The sequence below is a fragment of the Rhodococcus sp. BUPNP1 genome, from assembly GCF_002215235.1.
Lineage (GTDB): Bacteria > Actinomycetota > Actinomycetes > Mycobacteriales > Mycobacteriaceae > Rhodococcus.
This window is the reverse complement of record NZ_NERM01000015.1, coordinates 15,277-34,037: the sequence shown is the minus strand read 5'-3', so window position 1 is coordinate 34,037 and position 18,761 is coordinate 15,277. Positions and strand designations below refer to the sequence as shown.

Below are 18,761 nucleotides of genomic sequence, written 5' to 3'. Positions count from 1 at the left end.
GCGAGGAGGTCAGTTCTCGCCGAGGCCCATCTCCTCGGCGCGGACGAACTTGACGTACTGAGTGGCCACGCGCTGCGGCACGGTGCGCAGCGTGTCGGAGTCGGGATTCTCGTTGCCGATCGAGCGGAAGCCGGACAGTTCGGCCACGTAGCGGCCGTAGGTCATCAGGCACGCGGCGGCTCGGCCGTCGGCGACGTCGCCCGACCAGCAGGTGGTGTTCGGAAGACCTTGCGTCAGCGAGGGGTCCTCGACCAGGTCCGGATACGTCTCGGCCGTGTGTGCAGCGAACGCGTCCTTCAGGACCTCGGCCTCGTCCGGGCCCGCGGTGCGATAGACGACGCTGTTGACCTTCGCGACACGATCGGTGCCGGTCTGCTCGAACACCACCTCGGTGTCGGCCGGAGCGGAGTCGTAGTGCAACCAGCCGTCCGGTCCGTAGACCGCCATGTCGGAGTTACGTGAGTACTCGCTGTCGACGAATCCCACGGCCCGGGCCATCACCTTGTCCAGATCGATGGGCAGCGAGGCGATCTCGTCGGTGGGGGTGGCCGGGAACCGGTCGAGCAGCTCGATCTGCTGTTGCACACCGCGCGTCGCGGTATCGGTGATCCACTCGGTCCCACCGCTGTCGTCGCCGCTGTAGGTGTAGACGACGAACATGCCGCGTGTGGTGAGCGTGCTCAGGGAAGTGGTGGCCAGTTCCGGCCAGGAGTAGGTGGTGGCCAGTGTCTCGGGCAGTTCCGGGAGCGTCGTCGGGGTCTCCGGACCGGTGGCGAACGGACCGTCCGCGGGCCCGAGCTTGTACTCGTACAGGGCCTGCGCGGCGCCGGCGGCGTCCTCGGGGGTGGGGAATCGCCAGACGCTGACACCGAACTCGCGGCTGTCGTCGTCGGTGCTCCGGAAGCTGGTGAAGGCGTTGATGATCGAGAATTCCTTCAGGATCTCGTTCTCGCTGCCGGAGAAGATGTTGCCCGTGCCGCCGAGGAACACGCCGTTGGTCGATCCGCCGACGGAGAGAGCCGGGTCGACGGTGTGCGGGTGGACGACGAACTCGGCGAGTCGCTGGCCTTCCACCGCCGGACCGAAATCCTCGGCCGCCATGCCCAGCGCAACGAAATCGCGCGGCTGGGTGTTGTAGTCACCGGTATCGAGCGAATCGAGATCCACACCGGCAGAGGTCTGTTCGGCCGTGGTGGTCTCGTCGACGACGGTGGCGTCGCTGTCGGAGGAGCAGCCGGCCACGGTGACGACGGTGACGGCCGCCAGGGCTAGGGCGAGCCGGCCGGTTCGAGGGATGTGCATGAGAAGAGGACTCCTGAAGAGGAAGGTATGGGAGGTAAGGCAGGTCAGGCGTTCCAACCGAGTTCGGCGAGCAGTGCTTCGCCGCGCTCCGTCGTCGTCGAGAACTGCGCGACGAGTCCGGTGGACTTGTCGATGACGGTGAAGTACGAGTTGCCGCCCGGTGGGTGGTCGTAGTCGGCGATACGCGTGCCGTCCGCCGAGACGATCCTGGTGTTGTCGTTCTTGGCGTCACGGAGCCGGATGAAGTTCGAGCGTGCGTACTGATCGTCCCGGTACGCCGACACGGATTCGTAGTCGGTGGGTTCCATGCCCAGCGCCTTCCCGAGGTTGGAGTTGGGGCTGATCTGGCACCGCACCTGCATGGCACCTTCCGAGGAGAAGCCGGACTTCTCGCACGAACTCGACCCGGTGAGCAACTTGGTCGGCAGCAGTTCGACCACCTCGTCGGTGCTCTCACTGCGATAGACCGAATCCGACGTCGCCGGAGGCGGTGCGCCGGTGTCCGACCTGTCCTCGGCCACAGCGGGGGCGGCAGCGTCGCCGGCCGACGCTCCGTCGTCCGCGTCCCCACGGGTCAGGCCGAAGACCACCCCGGCGGCGACGAGCACCGCCAGCGCGGCGCCCCCGGCGATGAGCAGGGGCCGAGACGGCCGTGACCGCTCCACGTCGCGCGTCGGTGCCGGGTTCGGTTGCACCGCAGGGGTACCCGGACGGGGAACGCCGGGTCGGGGTGCTGCGGGGCGGGGAGTGTCCGGTCGCAGCACCTCGGTGTCGAGGTCCGCGGCGGGTTCGGTGGTGCGCCCGCCGGCGACGAACCCGGCCGCGCCCTTGGCCACGACGGTCTTCGGGTCGTCGAGCGTGGCGATGGAACCGAGTTCGGACAGGCGCCGATGCACGTACGGAATCCGGGAGGAGCCGCCGGTCAGATACAGCGCCTGCAGACCCGACCGGTCCACCCCGGCATCGCGCAGCACCTGGGCGGCGAGCTGCACGCCACGGGTGATCTGCGGTTCGATGAGCTGCTCGAACTCGTCGCGGGTGATGGTGAAGGTCAGATCCGCGCCGTTGCCGGTGACCCGGATCGTTGCGGAGGGATGTTCGGAGAGCAGTTCCTTGGCGCGGCGGATCTGATCGTCGAGGGTGCGGCGGGCATCGAGGCCGTCCGGGGTGCGCAACCACGCCGCCAGATCCGGATCGTCGTCACGCAGGCGGTCGTCGACCCACCGGGCGACGGTGGCATCGAGGTTCTTGCCGCCGAGGGTGTTGTCGCCGCCGGCTCGGATGACCTCGAAGGTCCACTCGCTCGTCGCGGTGAGCACGGCGATGTCGAGGGTGCCGCCGCCGAAGTCGAACACCGCGATCGTCGAGCCCTTGACGATCTTCGCGTCGTGCTGGCGCGAGTAGTAGAACGCCGCGGCGCGGGGTTCGGAGATCAGCGAGACGCTGCCGCCGAGTCCGGCCAGGGATGCGGCGTGGCGCAGCACGTCGAGTTCGCGCTGGGACCAGGCCTCGGGGTGGGTGAGCACGACCTCCGCCGGCGGATGGTTGTTGTGCCGGGGTAGCGCCTGGTTGTAGACGGTGCGCAGGACCGAGGCGATGGTGTGGGCGACGGGAACGTCCTGGCCGCGGACCATCACCGACCCGACGGCCACGTGGGTCTTGGGGTAGGCGACGAAGCCGGCCGGATCCACGCCGGCCTGGTTGATGGCGACGTCGCCGGTGGTGATCGCCCCGGTGTGGTCGACGTACACCGAGGACGGCATGAGGTTGGAGGTGTGGGTCAGCGGCAGTGATTCGACCCGGTCCGGGCCGATCCGGTGTGCCGCCGACGTGTTGGACGTGCCGAAATCGACCGCCAGAACCCAGCTCATCTCGATCGTGCCTCTCGAATGCGAACCCACAAAACCTGCATGGACGGTGCGATGACCGCCGCGGACTCTATAGCGGCGAACGGTCGTCGCCCGGTGGCGGGTGTCACGACGCCCCCGGAGCCGGGCACTGCGCCGGCGGAACCTGCACCCGCACCTCGACATAGCGCAGGATCTGCCCCTCGTGACACCAGCCGGGCCGGATCATCGCGGCGACCAGGTTCTCCTCCGCCGGTGCCGCTGCCGGCGTCACCGCCACTGCACGGTGACGGCTCGGATCGAACCGTGTCCCGGGCTCGACGGCCAGACGTTCGACTCCCAGATCGGCGAGTCGTGCGGTCGCGGCGGCGCGCTCGGGCCCGTCCGCCGCGACATCCGCCGCCGCGATCAGTTCGTCGATCCGCTCACGGATCTGCGGTGACATCACCTGCTTGCCCTTCGTCTCGGATCGGTCGGAGTGGGTCTCAGACCAGATCGGAACCGGCGTCGGTCGACTCCGAACCGTTGTCGAAGGCCGAGACGTCGACGTAGTCGTCGGCGATGCCGTCGCCGTCGTAGTCCACCGCACCGGAGTGCAGGTCCACCACCACATCGACCTCGCCGTCGCCGTCCTCGTCGAAGACGGCCAGATCGAGGCGGCCGTCACCGTCGAGGTCACCGGCGACGGCGTCGATGTAACCGTCACCGTCGCGGTCGAACTCGATCAGGTCGGCGTTGCCGTCGCCGTCGGAGTCGCTGATCTGCGCGTCGGTCCTGCCGTCGCCGTCGTAGTCCACCAGCGACAGGTCGACTTGTCCGTCGCCGTCCACGTCGACGTCGGCGACGCGGGTGCCGTCACCGAGGGTGTACTCGTCGAGCACGACCGGCTCGGTGGAGGCGGAACCGGAGGTCACGCTCGAGGTGGACTCGGCGTTCTCCGCGGCGGCGCGATCGGAAGCCGAGGAGGCCGATCCGGCGGAGCTCGACGCACCCGAATTGCTCGCCGAGCCGTAGGACGAGTCCGAGCTCGAGGAGCCGGAGCTGTCGTACCGCTCGTAACGCTCGTAGGACTCGTAGCTCGTCGATCCCGACTGGTCGGACGACGAGGAGCCGTAGGACGAGTTGCCGTCGTAGGAGGACTGCGAGCCGTACGACGAGTCCGCACGGTCGCTGGCGGTGGACTGCGATGCGGCGCGGTCGGCGTTCGAGGAGCTGCTGCCGGGGAAGGAGTTGGTAGCCATGGTCGGTGCCTCTTTCGGTGTCTCGGTGACTGACACAGGTAAGAGAGACCGGGAGGCGGAAAGGTTCCCGCCGAATCGAAAAAATTTCCGAGATTCCTGATCGGCGGTGAAAACGCCAGGTCACGGAGCTGCAACGGTCGGTGATCGTATCGGTCGCGAAACGCCGAACGGTGCGGCCGCATCAGCGACCGCACCGCTCGAAGGGGCTTCGAGAGGACCGTTACGCGCTCTGACGGACCGGCGTGTGACGACCCATCGCGGCGAGGGCGGCGCCGATCACCGCGGTGGCGGCGAGCCCGGCCAGTGCCGCGAGGAATTCGGTGCCACTGAGCGTGCCGTAGTCGGCGAGGCCGGGAAGACCGGCGAAGGCGGCGTCACCGACCGGCAGCGAATAGGCACCGACGATGTGCTCGAGACCGTCCGGACTACCGGACGCGCCGAGAGCCAGCGCACAGGCGCTGACCACGCCCAGACCGCCGATCGCGGCGAGACCACGTCGGACGGCAACAGGAGTGACGGAAGGCCGTGCGTCCCACGCGGCGACGCCGGGCGCGAACGCCATCACGGCGCTCAGCACGGCAGCGGTGATGAGGGCTTCACCGAGACCGATGGCCAGGTGGACCGCGGTCAGGTCGCCGATGAACGCTGCTGCGGCGCCGGTTCCGGCGGTCGCCGAGTACGCGACGCCGAGAACTGCGGCACTCACCGGCACGGACAGACCGGCGCCGACGGCGGCGGTGGTCCGCGTCAGCTTCCCGAGGCCGAGTCGCTCGGCGCCGGTACGGACACCGGCGGCGACGAGGACGGGCAGCACCGCCATCAGCAGCACGTTCACCCCGAGGGCGTTGATCCCGCCGTCCCCGAACAGCAATGCCTGCACACCGACGACGGCGGTCATCGCGAGAAGCGCAAGCCGGGGCCCGAGAAGCGCGGTCGCGAGAGCGCCGCCGATGAGATGACCGCTGATGCCGCCGGCAATGGGGTAGTTGACCATCTGAGCGCCGAAGATCATCGCTGCGGTCGTTCCGGCGAGAAGGGTGTCCCGGCTCGTGATGCGCGGCCGCCCGGCGGTGGCGGCGAGGACGACCGCACCGGTGGCGATCGCCGCGGCGGGCGCGGTGGCGCTCATGGGGAGGAAATGGTCAGGGACGTGCATGGGTGAGACTCCCTTCGAGGGTGGACGGGTGAACGTGTGCGGAGCGCCAGGAGCGCCAGGAGCGCCAGGTCGACTCGAGCGGCGAGGAGTGGGTATCGGCACCGAGGAACCGCAGCAGGCTCCCGGGCCCTTCGAGTTGGACGACGCCGTCGCCCTCGGTACGTCGCCCGTAGGTCGCGATGACGTCGTGCACCCGGGCGGAACCGAGGATCCCGGGCTCGGGGAACGCGCCGTGCGCGTACAACTCCTCGACGAAGAGGGGACGACGATCGAGAGTGACCGAGGTACGGCTGCGGATCGCGCCCCCGGTTTCTCCGTGGCGTCCGAGGACGAGGGTCTCCCGCATGCTCGCGGCGGCGTCGGAGGCGAGTTCGATCCGGGTGTCGCGGTGCACGCGGGCGCCGGTGGCGATCACGAACGGGTAGGTGTCCCAGACGAGAGTGCCGCCCTCGGCGACGGTGATCCGCACGTCCCACCGGGACAGCCGGTTGTCGGCGTCGTAGGCGACGGTGCCACCGATGTCCTGCAGTTCGAGCGTGCACCCGGCGTCGACGTGGACGTCGACGGTCACCGAGTCACCACCGAGCAACAGCGCGCCGGCGGCGACGAGGGCGACACGCGCGTGGTCCGGACCGACCTCGACCGTGCGGGGGACGAGCATGCCCGCCCGCAGGGCCAGGCGTGCCCGGCCCGGTGCGCGGTCGATACGGATCGTGGTGCGGGACATGATCAGTCGTGCGTGTGTGCGACGGCGTGATCGTGACCGTGACCGTGCCCATGGCCGTGATCGTGCTCGTCGTCCTCGTCGGCGTGGAAGTGCGGAGCCATCGGACCGGGATCGACAGGGGTGTGCGACCCGGCGCGGTGGGCCGCCAGCATCTCGCGCACCCAGTCACCGAGCGCCTGCACGGATGCGGCGTCGGTCCGGGACAGCGCCAGCACCGGTCCGCCCTCGCGGGCCTTCTCGGCGTCGGCGACCATCTGCGGCACGTCGACACCCACATAGGGGGACAGATCGGTCTTGTTCACCACGAGCAGGTCGGCGCGGCTGATGCCCGGACCGCCCTTGCGGGCGACGTCGCCACCACCGGCGACATCGAGCACGAAGATCTGCGCGTCGACGAGCGCGGGGGAGAAGGTCGCGGTGAGGTTGTCGCCGCCGCTCTCCACCAGGACGACGTCGAGCGGCGCGAAGTCCCGTTCGAGATCCTCGACGGCCAGCAGGTTCATGGTCACGTCGTCACGGATCGCGGTGTGCGGGCACGCACCGGTCTCCACCGCGCGGATGCGCTCGGGGTCGAGCACGCCCGCCGAGCGGAGGAAACGGGCGTCCTCGTCGGTGTAGATGTCGTTGGTGATCACGCCGAGCTGCAGCTCGGACGCGAGGGTGCGGCAGATGGTCGCGATCAGCGAGCTCTTGCCCGTGCCGACGGGACCGGCGACGCCGAGACGGAGCGAACGGGTGGTGGTGTGTTCAGGCACGGAACAGCCTTTCTGGAGCGGATGCGTGGGCTTCGGCCCACAATTCGGTCTGGGGACCACCGGTGGCCGGGATGTCCGCCGGATCGGTGAGAGCGGACAGCTCGGCGATGAGCGGTTCGAGATGAGCGCAGGCCTCGAGCGCCCATCGCGAACCGGTGGCCGGGTCGGTGGGGTGCAGTTTGAGGAAGGCCGCGACGATCGCCTGCGCCTCCTCGTACAGCACCAGTCGTGCGGTGTCGATCGCCGGGATGCGCGCGAGCGCCGCGATGGCCCCGACGACCAGTCCCCGCGAGGGCCGCGGGGTCCGGGTGTCGAGATCGTCGAGAACGGTGGAGGGCCACAGGTTCCGGGCCAGTCGCAGATAGCCGCGGGCCAGCAACCGGGACGCGTCGCGCTGGGCCGGGCCCGGAGTGCGCGCCGCCCAGTGGTCCTCGATCTCGTCGATCCGGAGCGTCAGGGCGGCTCCGGCAGCGGCGTCCACCGCGTGCCGGGTCACCACGGCGACGCCGGCCTCGACCGCCGCCGAGGTGCGCAACCGCGCGACGAGGAAGCGGCGCACCTCGGTCGGCGACATCCCACCCTGGAGCGCGGGTTCGAGCCCACCCGAGTTGACGTTCCCGCCGACCGGCGCGCGCCCGTCCGCGAGAAGGAGCAGCACCGTGGTGGGGGATAGAGTGTCGGGCAACATCAGAACATCGAATACAGCTGCGCGAGCGGCAGTTCGGTGGCCGGCGCCGGAACGACCCGCTCGCCGTCGATGTCGATGTCGAAGGTGTCGGGGCGGATCTCGATGCGCGGCAACACGTCGTTCTGCTTCATGTCGGCCTTGCCGATGTGCCGGGTCGGCCGCAGCGGCAACAGTCTGCGGCGTAACCCGAGTCGTTCTACCAGGCCGTCGTCGAGGGCGGCGGGGGAGACGAACGACACCGACGTGTGCGGAGCGAGCGCATCGCCGAACGCCGGTCGCTGCAGCACCGGTTGCGGCGTCGGGATCGAGGCGTTGGGGTCGCCGAGCGCGGCCCAGGCGATCGATCCGCCCTTGATGACCAGCGACGGCCGGATGCCGAAGAACTTCGGATCCCACAGGACCAGATCGGCCATCTTGTCGACCTCGATCGAACCGAGTTCGTGGTCGACACCGTGCGCGATCGCAGGGTTGATCGTGTACTTCGCGACGTAGCGGCGGGCCCGTTCGTTGTCGGCGGGCATGCCGCCGTCGAGCTCCCCGCGCCGGTTCTTCATCACGTGCGCGACCTGCCACGTGCGGGTGATGACCTCACCGATGCGGCCCATCGCCTGGGCGTCGGACGAGGTGATCGACAGGGCACCCATGTCGTGCAGGATGTCCTCGGCCGCGATGGTGGTGGCCCGGATCCGGGACTCGGCGAACGCGAGGTCCTCCGGGACGGCGGGGTTGAGGTGATGGCAGACCATCAGCATGTCGAGGTGCTCGTCGACGGTGTTGATCGTGTGCGGCAACGTCGGGTTGGTCGAGCCCGGGATGATGTGCGGCAATCCGGCGATGCTCAGGATGTCCGGGGCGTGCCCACCACCGGCGCCTTCGACGTGGAAGGCGTGGATCGAGCGACCACCGATCGCGGCGAGCGTGCTCTCCACGAAGCCTGCCTCGTTGAGCGAGTCCGAGTGCAGCGCGACCTGCAGTCCGTGCTCGTCGGCCGCGCGCAACGCCGCATCGATCGCGGCGGGAGTGGAGCCCCAGTCCTCGTGCACCTTGTACCCGGCGGCGCCGGCGAGGGCCTGTTCGCGCAGCCCCTCGGCGGAGACGGTGTTGCCCTTGCCGAGCAACAGCACGTTCACCGGCAGCGCGTCGAGCGCGCGGTGCATCTGCATCAGATGCCACGGGCCCGGCGTGACGGTGGTGGCCTTCGATCCCTCGGACGGACCGGTTCCGCCGCCGGCGATCGTGGTGATGCCGGTGGCGAGTGCTTCGACGATCTGCGACGGCGACAGCAGGTGCACGTGCGAGTCGAAGGCGCCCGCGGTGAGGATGCGACCTTCACCGGAGATGATGTCGGTGGACGGGCCGATCTGCAGCTTCGGGTGCACGCCGTCCGCGATGTCCGGGTTGCCGGCGCGGCCGAGGGCGACGATGCGGCCGTCGCGGATGCCGACGTCGGCGCGCACGATGCCCCACCAGTCCAGCACGATCACGTTCGTGATCACGGTGTCGGGAGCGCCCTCGGCTCGGGTCGTCACACCTTGGGCCATCGATTCGCGGATGGACTTGCCGCCCCCGAAGACGGCTTCCTCGCCGCCGAAGGTGCGGTCCTCCTCGATCTGGATCCACAGGTCGGTGTCGCCCAGGCGCACCTGGTCGCCGACCGTCGGTCCGTACAGTGCCGCGTACTCGGCGCGTGTGATCTCCACGTTCTCAGTCCTCCTGCTTCCGCACCTGGATGCCGGGTACGACGCGTCGCCCGCGCAGGGCGACGGCGCCCAGTTCGCGGCTGCTGCCGGGTTCGAAGCGCTGCGAGGTCCCCGACGGGATGTCCAAGCGGTAGCCCTGCGCGCGTTCGCGGTCGAATTCGAGGGCCGCGTTCGCGTCCGGCAGGTGGATGTGCGATCCGATCTGGATGGGACGGTCGCCGGTGTTGAGGAAGACGAGGGTGATGCGCTCGTCGTCGGAGCGGTCCGCGTTGAGGGTGAGGGAGCCCTCGGCGACGCGAATCGCTCCGGGTCCCGAAGTCGGTCCGGATGCCATGTCGGAGCTCCTTTCAGGAAATCGGGTGGTGGATCGTGACGAGCTTGCGTCCGTCCGGGAAAGTGGCCTCGACCTGCACGTCGGTCAACATCTCGGCGACACCGTCCATGACCTCGTCGCGGGCGAGGACCTCGCGGCCCTTCACCATGAGGTCGGCGACGTCGGCGCCTTCGCGTGCCCGTTCGATCACCCAGGTGGACAACAGGGCAACGGCTTCGGGATAGTTCAGTCGGACGCCGCGGTCCCGCCGGTCGCGCGCCACCATGCCGGCGACGGCCAGAAGGAGTTTCTCGGTGTCGGCGGGAGTCAGCTGCATATGTCGTTCTTTCGTGCGAGTCGGCGGTCGTGCAATCGATGCCGATCATGCGCGGCTGTTGTTTCGCGGACGTTACCCCCGCGTATCGCGGAGAAATCCGGACACGCCGACCTCAGAAGTGCTGCCGCACTGCGTGACCGCGACGACACCCGGAGCGGGATGTCTCTACCGTCGTTCTGGTCGAACAGTCCTACGGCCGCTCCCGATCGATCGGAAACGGCCGTAGGTCAGCGATATTCGAGACGTTCGTCGCTAGGACGGAACGGAGACCTCCTGATATCCCGCGAGGATTTCGTCGGTGTGTTCCCCGTGCAGCGGCGGCGCCGACCGCAGCGGTGGTCGCTGCCCACCGAAATTGACCGGGAACGCGATCTGTTCGAGCGGACCCGACGCATGGTCGACGGTGCCGACCATGCCGATCGCGGCGGTGTGCGGATCGTTGTAGATCTCGTCGAGATGCCGGATGGGGGAGACCGGCACGCCGTGCTCTTCCAGGACGCGGCACCAGTGCTGCACCGTCCCGGTGGCGAACGCCGCGGTGAGGACCTCGTCGAGTTCGCTGCGATGCTCGATGCGATCACGGTTGCGGAGGAACCGCGGATCGGTCGCAAGTTCCGACCTTCCCAGTGCCGTGCACAGCTTCTCCCACAATCCGTCGTTCCCGACCGCGACGACGAAGTAGCCATCGCTCGCCGGATATGCTTGGTAGGGCGCGAGATTCGGGTGCGCCGAGCCCAAGGCGTGCGGTCGCTCCCGGGTGGCGAAGTAGTTCGTGGCCCAGTTGACGTGCATCGCCAGCTGGCATTCGAACAACGACGTGGTGACGTACTGGCCGCGACCGGTGCGAGCGCGTTCGACCAACGCGGCGAGCACCCCGATCACCCCGAACAGTGCCGCACCGAGATCACCCATCGCGTACCCGGCCTTCATCGGCGCTCCGTTCGGTTCTCCGGTCAGCGACATCAGACCACCGGCGGCCTGGGCGACCATGTCGTAACCGGGCTGGTCGGCCAGCGGACCCTCGTCACCGAAGGCCGAGATGTGCAGCACGATCAGGTGCGGGTGCTGTTCGGACAGGGCACGGTAGTCGAAGATCTTCTGCAGACCGCTGCCGGGCTTGAAGTTCTCGACCACGACGTCGGCGTCGGCGAGCATCCGGTGCACGATCCGCTGTCCTTCCTCCGACTTGAGGTCGATCGTCACCGACTTCTTGCCACGATTGACCGCGAGGTAGTAGGTGGCGTCGTCGCCGACGAAGGGTGGCCCCCACACCCGGGTGGGGTCGCCACCGTCGGGGTGCTCGACCTTGGTGACATCGGCGCCGAGGTCGGCGAACGACATGGTCGCGTACGGTCCGGCAAGGATCTTCGACAGGTCGACGACCTTGATTCCGGCGAGCGGGGCGGGACCGGTGGGATGCGTGCTCATGAGCGGACTCCTGTCAGTGCAGTCGGTGCCGCAGCGGCCGCGGCGGACGGATCGACGTCGGTGCCGTCGGCGATCGCGGCGAGGTGGTCGAGCGCGACGGCATTCGGCTCACCGGCCAGACCCTCGAGGTAGGCGTGGGCGACGAGCAGCGACCGGTGGCCGAGACCGCGCTCGAGGCGGTGCGAGGCCAGGTCCACGAGCAGGGTGGCCATCACCGTCCGTGCGAGATCGTCGGTGTAGATCGCGCAGCGGGTCTGCGCGTGGGTGTCGTCGCCGGCGAGCAGGTCTTCGCCGCGCGCCTCGAGCACGTCCCACCGTTCCCGCAGTGCCGCGACCGCCGGGCCGCATTCGGGATGCGCCGCGTCGAGCAGAGCGCGTTGTGCGTCGGCGAGGACCCGGTGCGTGCCGTTCTTGCGCATCGACCGCAGCACGTCGAGTGCGATGACGTTGCTCGAACCCTCCCAGATCGATCCGAGATGCGAGTCGCGGACGAGGCGGGCGAACACGCGGTCCTCGATGTAGCCGCTGCCACCCCGGATCTCCATCGCCTCACCGGTGACGGTGCGGGCACGTTTGCAGATGTAGTGCTTGGCGACGGGTGTGAGGATCCGGACGACACTGCGGGCCTGCTCGTCGCCCGTGTCGGCACGGTCGAGAGTCGCACCGCTGTAGGCGACGAGCGCGAGCGCGGCCTCGGCGTCGAGCAGCAGCGGCAGCAGGGTGGCGCGCATGAGCGGCTGATCGAACAGGGGCTTCCCGAAGACCTCCCGTTCCCTCGTGTGAGCGACGGCGTCGCGCACGGCGCGCCGGATCAGGGCACTCGAGCGCATCGCGTTCGACAGGCGGGAGGTGTTGAGCATCTCCGTCATCTGCCGGAATCCGCGCTCGAGGTCGCCGACCTGCAGCGCGTATGCGCCGTGCAGGGTGATCTCACCACTGGGCATCGATCGCGTGCCGAGCTTGTCCTTGAGCCGGTCGATCGTGTACGAGTTCCGGGTGCCGTCGGGAAGTCGCTTGGGCAGCATGAACATTCCTACCCCGCGCGTGGAGTTCTCGTCGCCGCCGGGGAACCGGGCGAGGGTGATCACGACGTCGGCGTCCGGGTTGGAGGCGAACCACTTTCGCCCGGTCAATCTCCATGCGGTGCCGTCGAATTCGGCGCGGGTCTCGGTCTTCGCGATGTCCGTTCCGGCCTGGGTCTCGGTCATGAACATCGCCCCGGTCAGGGCGGTGGCCGGATCGGTGGAGGTCAGGCCGTCGATCCACGGACCGAAGACCTCGGGGTCGCCGAACATCCGCAGGGTGCGCGCGGCGGCATCGGTCATCGACACCGGGCAGGCGAGGCCGAACTCGGCCTGCACGAACAGATACGACGCCAGGTACTTGACGAGATGCGGGGGTGTGTCCGTCCAACCGTGGATCGGGCGGTGCGACAGTGCCGAGAGGCCGTATTCGCTGTAGGCGGCGCGGCACAGTTCGAGATAGGCGGGGTGGTATTCGATGCGGTCCATCCGTTCGCCGTCGCGGTCGTACTGGTGCAGCACCGGCGGATGGGCGTTCGCGGTGGCCGCGAGCGCGTCGAGACGGTCCGCGGCATCGGCACCCAGACGATCGAGGAGACGGTAGGTGAGCGGCCGGTCGGCGTCGGAGATCCAGCGGTCGAGTACCGCGTGCAGGGCCGGGTCGGTGTGGGCGTAGTTCATGGTCGTCCGTTCGTGTCAGGAGGCGTCGGCCGTCGTCCGGGCGGGTGCGGAGCGTGGTTCGTCGGGCTCGGTGGTCGGTGAGCGTTTGAGCAGGGCGGTCATGCAGACCAGGGAGAGCAGCACGTACCCGATCCCGAGGCCGACGACCGGCCGGATCGAGTCGGTGCGCTCGAGAAGGAACTGGCTCGCCATCGGTGCGGTGCCGGCGAAGATCGCCGTCGAGATCTGGTACGACAACGAGATGCCGGTGTAGCGCACGTGCGTGGGGAAGACCTGCGCGAGGATGCCGGCCAGCGCCGAGTAGTACATCGCATGCGGCGCGGTGGCGAGCACCATGCCGATGATCGCCCACGTGAGCGAGCCGGTGCGGATCAGCACGAACATCAGCGGCAGGACGACGAGCTCGGGTCCGAGCATCCACAGCACGGCCCGTCGCGCGTCGATCCTGGTGGCGAGAACCGCGCCGAAGGGTTGGACGAGCACCTGCGCGACCAGCGCGAGGGTGATCACGAGCAGGAAGTCCGATCGGGTGAACCCGAGATCGGTGGTGGCCCAGGCGAGGGCGAAGGTCGTCTTGACGTAGGTGATCGCGACACCCGCCACCACGGCACCGACACCGAGGAGCAGCGACGCGGGATGGGAGCGCAGAACCTCGACGAGCGGCAGTTTCGTGCGTTCCTGGGCGGCGGCGGCCACGCGCATCTCGGGTGTCTCCTGGATCCGCACGCGGATGTAGAGGGCGACGATCACCAGTGCAGCGGACGCCAGGAACGGAATGCGCCAGCCCCAGCCCTCGAAGGTCGCGTCGGACATCGCGGTGAGGCCGAGGAAGGCAAGGGTGGCAAGGAGATTGCCCACCGGCGAACCCTGCTGCGCGAACGCGCCGTAGAGAACCTTCTTGCCGGGTGGGGCGAATTCGGTGGCGATGAGGACCGCCCCGCCCCATTCACCGCCCATCGCGATGCCCTGCAGCACGCGCAGGAGGACGAGGAGGACGGGCGCCCAGATCCCGATCTGATCGTAGGTGGGCAGCAGGCCGACACCGATGGTGCCGGCTCCCATGAGGGCGAGGGTGATGATGACGGCATTCTTGCGTCCGAAGCGGTCGCCGAAGTGGCCGAAGACGATGCCGCCGAGCGGGCGGGCGATGAAACCGACGGCGAAGGTCGCGAAGGCCGCGAGCGTGCCGACCGCGGGGGACGCGTCGGGGAAGAACAGTGCCCCGAGGACGAGAGCCGAGGCCGTGCCGTAGATGTAGAAGTCGAACCATTCGATGGTGGTGCCGACGAAGGCGGTCACTCCGGCGCGGCGCGCTGCCCGGGTGTCGTGCATCGGGCGTGGCGGTGGGGTCGCGGTGTGCTCTGGAGAAGTATTCACGCTGCACTTCCGAGGGCGTCGAGCGGACTCGGTCCGCGGATGAATGAGTCGTGGATCACTATCACCGGCGCAACCGTGTAAAGTCCAAGACCTAATCAAGCACGATTGTGTAGATCAACCGACAAAATCGAGGTCGGCATGGAACTACGGCAACTGCAGGCCTTCCTGGCGGTGGCCGAGGAGTTGCACTTCGGACGCGCAGCGGAGCGACTGCACATCGCCCAGTCGCCGCTCAGTCAGACGATCCGTGCGCTCGAACGCGAACTCGGCGCCGAGCTGTTCGCCCGCACGACCCGCTCGGTGCAACTCACCGCGGCCGGTGAATCGCTGCTCGGACCCGCACGCGTGATCGCCGCCCAGATCGAGATCGCCCGGACGGTCGTGCGGTCGACCGCTTCGGGCGTCACCGGGGTGGTGAGCGTCGGGTTCGGCGGCGCGAGCGGATACACGGTCATCTCGCAGCTGACCCGGCTGCTCGAGGAGCGTTGTCCCGCCATCGAGCTGGATCTGCGTCCCCAGACCTACACGGGGGAAGTGCTCGATCTCGTCTCGCAAGGACTGCTCGACATGGGGATCGTCGGCCTCCCGGTGCCCCGGGACGTCGCCACCGAGACGGTGCGGCAGGAATCGCTCATGGTCGCGCTGCCCGCCGACCATCGGCTGGCGGCGCGGGAGGAACTCGATGCCGCCGATCTGGCCGGCGAGCGGTTCGTCGTGTATCCCGCCGCCCACGGGTCGAGCGTGCGGGAGATGACCTTCACGGTGTGTCACTCCGCCGGATTCACCCCGGCGATCGCCCGGGAGGCGCCGGACCCCTACAGCCTGCTGGCCCTCGTCGGAGCCGGGGTGGGGGTCGCGGTCGTCGTCGCGTCGACCACCGACATCACCGTGACGGGCGTGCGATACGTCCCGCTGCGGAACAGTCCGGTGCTGCCGATCGCGCTCGCGTGGCGTCGCGACAACCCGGCACCGGCGGTCCGGCGGGTGGTGGATGTGCTGCGCGCCCATGTGAACTGACCGCTGCCGCGCCCCGGTATGTGCCCTGCGGGTAGTGCGGGCGTGCCAAGGTGGAAGGCACCCTCGAAGGGCCCACGCTCGAGCGGAGGAGGTGACCCGACGGTGCCCGTGCCCGCATAGGTCATGCGGGACGGAAAGTCAACGGTTGACGGATGTCGAGTGCTGCAGGTTACATCTTAGCGGTAAGCCATTTAGGGCTTAAGTAACTGGAACACGAAACCGAGGACCCCATGACACCGGTATCGACCACCATGGCCAGTAGTGCGGAAATGATCAGTGCACGCCTCGAACGGCTGCCGATGAGCCGGTGGCACATCAAGGCGCGGGTCGCCGTCGGCGCCGTGACCTTCTTCGACGGCTTCGACCAGCTGATGATCGCGTACTCCCTCCCCGTCCTGATCCCCAAGTGGAATCTCACCCCCGCCTCGGTGGCGTGGGTGATCGCCATCGGCGGCATCGGCATGCTCGTCGGCGCACTCGGTGGTGGCTGGCTCGCCGACCGCATGGGCCGCCTCAACGTCATCATCGTCTCGCTCGCGCTCTATGCGGTGATGAGCCTGGGCATGGCGTTCACCGACTCGCTGATGCTCTTCCTGGTCTTCCGCTTCGTCCAGGGCATCGGACTCGGCGCCGAAGTCCCCGTCGCCGCCACCTATATCGGCGAGATCACCAAGGCCCACAAGCGCGGTCGCTTCGTGCTGCTCTACGAGGTGATCTTCCCCGTCGGTCTCGTCGCCTCCGCGATCGTCTCCGCATGGGTGGTCCCGCGCTTCGGCTACCAGATCCTCTTCGCCCTCGGCGCCACCCCGATCCTGCTGCTACCGGTCCTCTTCCGGCTGCCCGAGTCGCCCCGCTGGCTCGCCGCCCGCGGGCGGCTCGACGACGCCGACGCCGCGATGCGCCGGATCGAGACCGAGATCGCCGGTCGCCACGGCGAACTGCCCGAACCCCGCCCCATCACCACCACCGTCGCCGTCGACACCTCCCGCGGCCGCTTCATCGAGGCGTTCCAGGGTGTGTACCTGCGCCGCACCCTCATGCTCGCCGCGATCTGGGGCAGTGCCTACTTCGTCAACTACGGCATCGCCTCCTGGCTGCCCACTCTCTACCGCACCGTCTTCGAGGTCAGCGTCGACACCGCGCTGCACTACTCGATCTTCACGACCGTCGCCGGACTCGTCGGCTGTCTGGCCGTCGCGTTCCTCATCGACAATCTCGGTCGCCGCATCTGCATCACGTCGTCGATGGTCCTGTGCGCGGCGCTGCTGTTCCTGCTCGCCGGTACCGGCACCGGTTCGGCCGTGACGGTGCTGCTGTGGTCGGCCGGCGCGGCACTGTTCGTCTTCGCCGTGAACATGGCCCTGTACGTCTACACCGCCGAGCTGTACCCGACCCGGATGCGCGCCATCGGTTGCGCGATCGGCGGCGCCGCCGGCCGTCTCGGCATCATCGTCGGCCCGCTCGTCCTGGGCGGCATCCTCGATGCCGGCGGCACCCTGACCCTGGTCTTCGGGCTGTTCGGACTCGTCGCCCTCGTCGGCGCGATCGTCGTGGGCCTGTTCGCGACCGAAACCCGTGAGAAGACCCTCGAGGAGATCTCCCAGTGACCACCGCACTCCACCCCGCCCTCACGGACACCGATCTCGACTTCGTGCCCGTCCCCGACGAGATGCTCGTCGCCGGTACCTGGCGCCGCGCCACCGGCCCGGCATTCGAGGTCACCGACCCCGCCACCGGCCGCGTCCTGCAGACCGTGCACCAGGCCGTCGCCACCGACGTCGACGACGCCGTCGCGGCCGGGAAGACAGCCTCGGAGGATCCGGCCTGGCGCGGACTGCTTCCGCATCAGCGCGCCCGCTACCTGCATCGCATCGCCGACGGCATCGAACAGAACTCCGCGCGACTCGCACTGCTGCAGAGCTACAACACCGGCAAGACGCTCGCCGAGACCACCGCCCTCGTCGGCAGTGCGGCGGGAACCTTCCGGTACTTCGCGGCGGTCCTCGAATCCGGGGACGACGACCTGACCGTGCCGCGCGGCAACTACCTGTCGATGAGCGTGCACGAACCGATCGGCGTGATCGGGGCGATCGCCCCGTGGAACTCGCCCGTCGCGAGCGACGCCCAGAAGATCGCACCCGCTCTCGCCGCCGGCAACGCCGTCGTCCTCAAACCGGCCGAGTGGACGCCACTCGTCTCGCTTGCGCTGGGAAGGATCATCGACGACAGCGGTCTGCCCGCCGGATTGCTGTCGGTGCTGCCCGGCAAGGGCTCGATCGTCGGCGATGCGATCGTGCAGCATCCGGGCGTCGGCAAGGTCACCTTCACCGGTGGCACGCGCACCGGACGCACGATCGCCCACGCCGCGGCCGAGAAGCTCATGCCCGTCTCGCTCGAACTCGGGGGCAAGTCGCCGACGGTCGTGCTCGACGACGCCGACATCGAACAGGCCGTCGCGGGCGTGATGTGCGGGATCTTCTCGTCGAGCGGGCAGAGCTGCATCGCCGGGTCGCGGCTGTTCGTCGATCGGTCCCTGTACGAACCGTTCGTCGCGCGGCTCGTCGACCGCACCCGCGCCCTGCGCATCGGCAACGGGCGCGATCCGCGCACTCAGGTCGGCCCGCTCGTGCACCACGCCCACCGCGAGTCGGTCGCCTCGTACGTCGACCTCGCCCGCCGCGAAGGCGGACGTGTCCTGTGCGGGGGAGCGGTACCCGACGATCCCGCCCTCGCGGACGGCGCCTACTACCTCCCGACGATCGTGGACGGGTTGAGCAACGACGCCCGCGTGTGCCGCGAGGAGATCTTCGGCCCGGTGCTCGTGGTCCTGCCGTTCGACGGGGTGGACGATCTCGTCGCGCAGGCCAACGATTCGGTGTTCGGTCTGGCCGCCGGGATCTGGGCCCGCGACTACCGCCGTGCGTGGCGGCTCGCGCGGCGCCTCGACGCCGGCACGGTCTGGATCAACACCTACAAGCGGTTCAGCATCTCCACCCCTTTCGGTGGGGTGAAGGAGAGCGGTCTCGGTGTCGAGAAGGGCCGCGACGGCATCGCCGCCTATTCGCGGTGCAAGAGCGTGTATTTCGGTCTCGACGACGGCCCCGACGCCTGGGCGGACTGATCCCCGGCCACCCGGCCGGAATCGCCTCTGTACACGCAAATATCTTAGC

General features: G+C 68.9%; 17 protein-coding genes. 3 read left to right on the top strand and 14 right to left on the bottom strand.

Annotated elements, in window-relative coordinates:
• Positions 1 to 9 precede the first annotated feature (9 nt).
• The 14 genes from B9C99_RS16360 to B9C99_RS16295 form a co-directional block, all read right to left on the bottom strand.
• Entirely contained in the window at positions 10 to 1,302 is a 1,293-nt protein-coding gene (locus B9C99_RS16360; RefSeq protein ID WP_016692265.1) for a hypothetical protein, read from the bottom strand.
• A gap of 44 nt (positions 1,303 to 1,346) precedes the next feature.
• Positions 1,347 to 3,173 carry an Hsp70 family protein gene (locus B9C99_RS16355; RefSeq protein ID WP_016692264.1) on the bottom strand — a complete coding sequence of 609 codons (1,827 nt, stop codon included), beginning with the start codon at positions 3,171 to 3,173 and terminating at the stop codon, positions 1,347 to 1,349.
• 103 nt (positions 3,174 to 3,276) lie between these two features.
• Entirely contained in the window at positions 3,277 to 3,594 is a 318-nt protein-coding gene (gene grpE, locus B9C99_RS16350) for a nucleotide exchange factor GrpE (protein ID WP_016692263.1), read from the bottom strand.
• A 40-nt stretch (positions 3,595 to 3,634) separates the two neighbouring features.
• The gene (locus B9C99_RS16345; protein WP_016692262.1) at positions 3,635 to 4,390 is read right to left on the bottom strand and encodes a hypothetical protein; all 756 of its coding nucleotides are present in this window, start codon (positions 4,388 to 4,390) and stop codon (positions 3,635 to 3,637) included.
• A gap of 220 nt (positions 4,391 to 4,610) precedes the next feature.
• Positions 4,611 to 5,546, bottom strand: coding sequence for an energy-coupling factor ABC transporter permease (locus B9C99_RS16340; protein WP_016692261.1), 936 nt, complete (start codon positions 5,544 to 5,546; stop codon positions 4,611 to 4,613).
• Positions 5,533 to 6,273, bottom strand: coding sequence for an urease accessory protein UreD (locus B9C99_RS16335; RefSeq protein WP_016692260.1), 741 nt, complete (start codon positions 6,271 to 6,273; stop codon positions 5,533 to 5,535). The genes B9C99_RS16340 and B9C99_RS16335 overlap by 14 nt, the downstream gene beginning before the upstream one ends.
• Before the next feature lie 2 nt (positions 6,274 to 6,275).
• Positions 6,276 to 7,028: an urease accessory protein UreG gene (ureG, locus tag B9C99_RS16330; protein WP_016692259.1), complete on the bottom strand. Its 753-nt coding sequence runs from the start codon at positions 7,026 to 7,028 to the stop codon at positions 6,276 to 6,278.
• Positions 7,021 to 7,716 (bottom strand): urease accessory protein UreF, encoded by a 696-nt coding sequence (locus B9C99_RS16325; protein WP_016692258.1) that lies wholly within the window; start codon positions 7,714 to 7,716, stop codon positions 7,021 to 7,023. Before B9C99_RS16325 ends, ureG begins: the two co-directional genes overlap by 8 nt.
• Positions 7,716 to 9,416 carry an urease subunit alpha gene (locus tag B9C99_RS16320; protein ID WP_016692257.1) on the bottom strand — a complete coding sequence of 567 codons (1,701 nt, stop codon included), beginning with the start codon at positions 9,414 to 9,416 and terminating at the stop codon, positions 7,716 to 7,718. The genes B9C99_RS16325 and B9C99_RS16320 overlap by 1 nt, the downstream gene beginning before the upstream one ends.
• Before the next feature lie 4 nt (positions 9,417 to 9,420).
• Positions 9,421 to 9,750 carry an urease subunit beta gene (ureB, locus tag B9C99_RS16315; protein WP_088898586.1) on the bottom strand — a complete coding sequence of 110 codons (330 nt, stop codon included), beginning with the start codon at positions 9,748 to 9,750 and terminating at the stop codon, positions 9,421 to 9,423.
• 13 nt (positions 9,751 to 9,763) lie between these two features.
• Positions 9,764 to 10,066, bottom strand: a complete 303-nt coding sequence (locus tag B9C99_RS16310; protein ID WP_016692255.1) for an urease subunit gamma — start codon at positions 10,064 to 10,066, stop codon at positions 9,764 to 9,766.
• 252 nt (positions 10,067 to 10,318) lie between these two features.
• On the bottom strand, positions 10,319 to 11,494 hold the full coding sequence (locus B9C99_RS16305; RefSeq protein WP_016692254.1) for a CaiB/BaiF CoA-transferase family protein: 1,176 nt from the start codon (positions 11,492 to 11,494) through the stop codon (positions 10,319 to 10,321).
• Positions 11,491 to 13,197: an acyl-CoA dehydrogenase family protein gene (locus tag B9C99_RS16300; RefSeq protein ID WP_016692251.1), complete on the bottom strand. Its 1,707-nt coding sequence runs from the start codon at positions 13,195 to 13,197 to the stop codon at positions 11,491 to 11,493. The genes B9C99_RS16305 and B9C99_RS16300 overlap by 4 nt, the downstream gene beginning before the upstream one ends.
• 15 nt (positions 13,198 to 13,212) lie before the next feature.
• A complete protein-coding gene (locus B9C99_RS16295) occupies positions 13,213 to 14,529 on the bottom strand; it encodes an MFS transporter (RefSeq protein WP_088898585.1) in 1,317 nt (438 codons plus the stop codon).
• 183 nt (positions 14,530 to 14,712) lie between these two features.
• Between B9C99_RS16295 and B9C99_RS16290 the strand changes: the two genes are divergently transcribed.
• From B9C99_RS16290 to B9C99_RS16280, 3 genes are all read left to right on the top strand, one after another.
• Positions 14,713 to 15,591 (top strand): LysR substrate-binding domain-containing protein, encoded by an 879-nt coding sequence (locus B9C99_RS16290; RefSeq protein ID WP_088898584.1) that lies wholly within the window; start codon positions 14,713 to 14,715, stop codon positions 15,589 to 15,591.
• A 230-nt stretch (positions 15,592 to 15,821) separates the two neighbouring features.
• A complete protein-coding gene (locus tag B9C99_RS16285) occupies positions 15,822 to 17,198 on the top strand; it encodes an MFS transporter (protein WP_088898583.1) in 1,377 nt (458 codons plus the stop codon).
• A 62-nt stretch (positions 17,199 to 17,260) separates the two neighbouring features.
• A complete protein-coding gene (locus tag B9C99_RS16280; RefSeq protein WP_088898628.1) occupies positions 17,261 to 18,712 on the top strand; it encodes an aldehyde dehydrogenase in 1,452 nt (483 codons plus the stop codon).
• Positions 18,713 to 18,761: the final 49 nt, after the last annotated feature.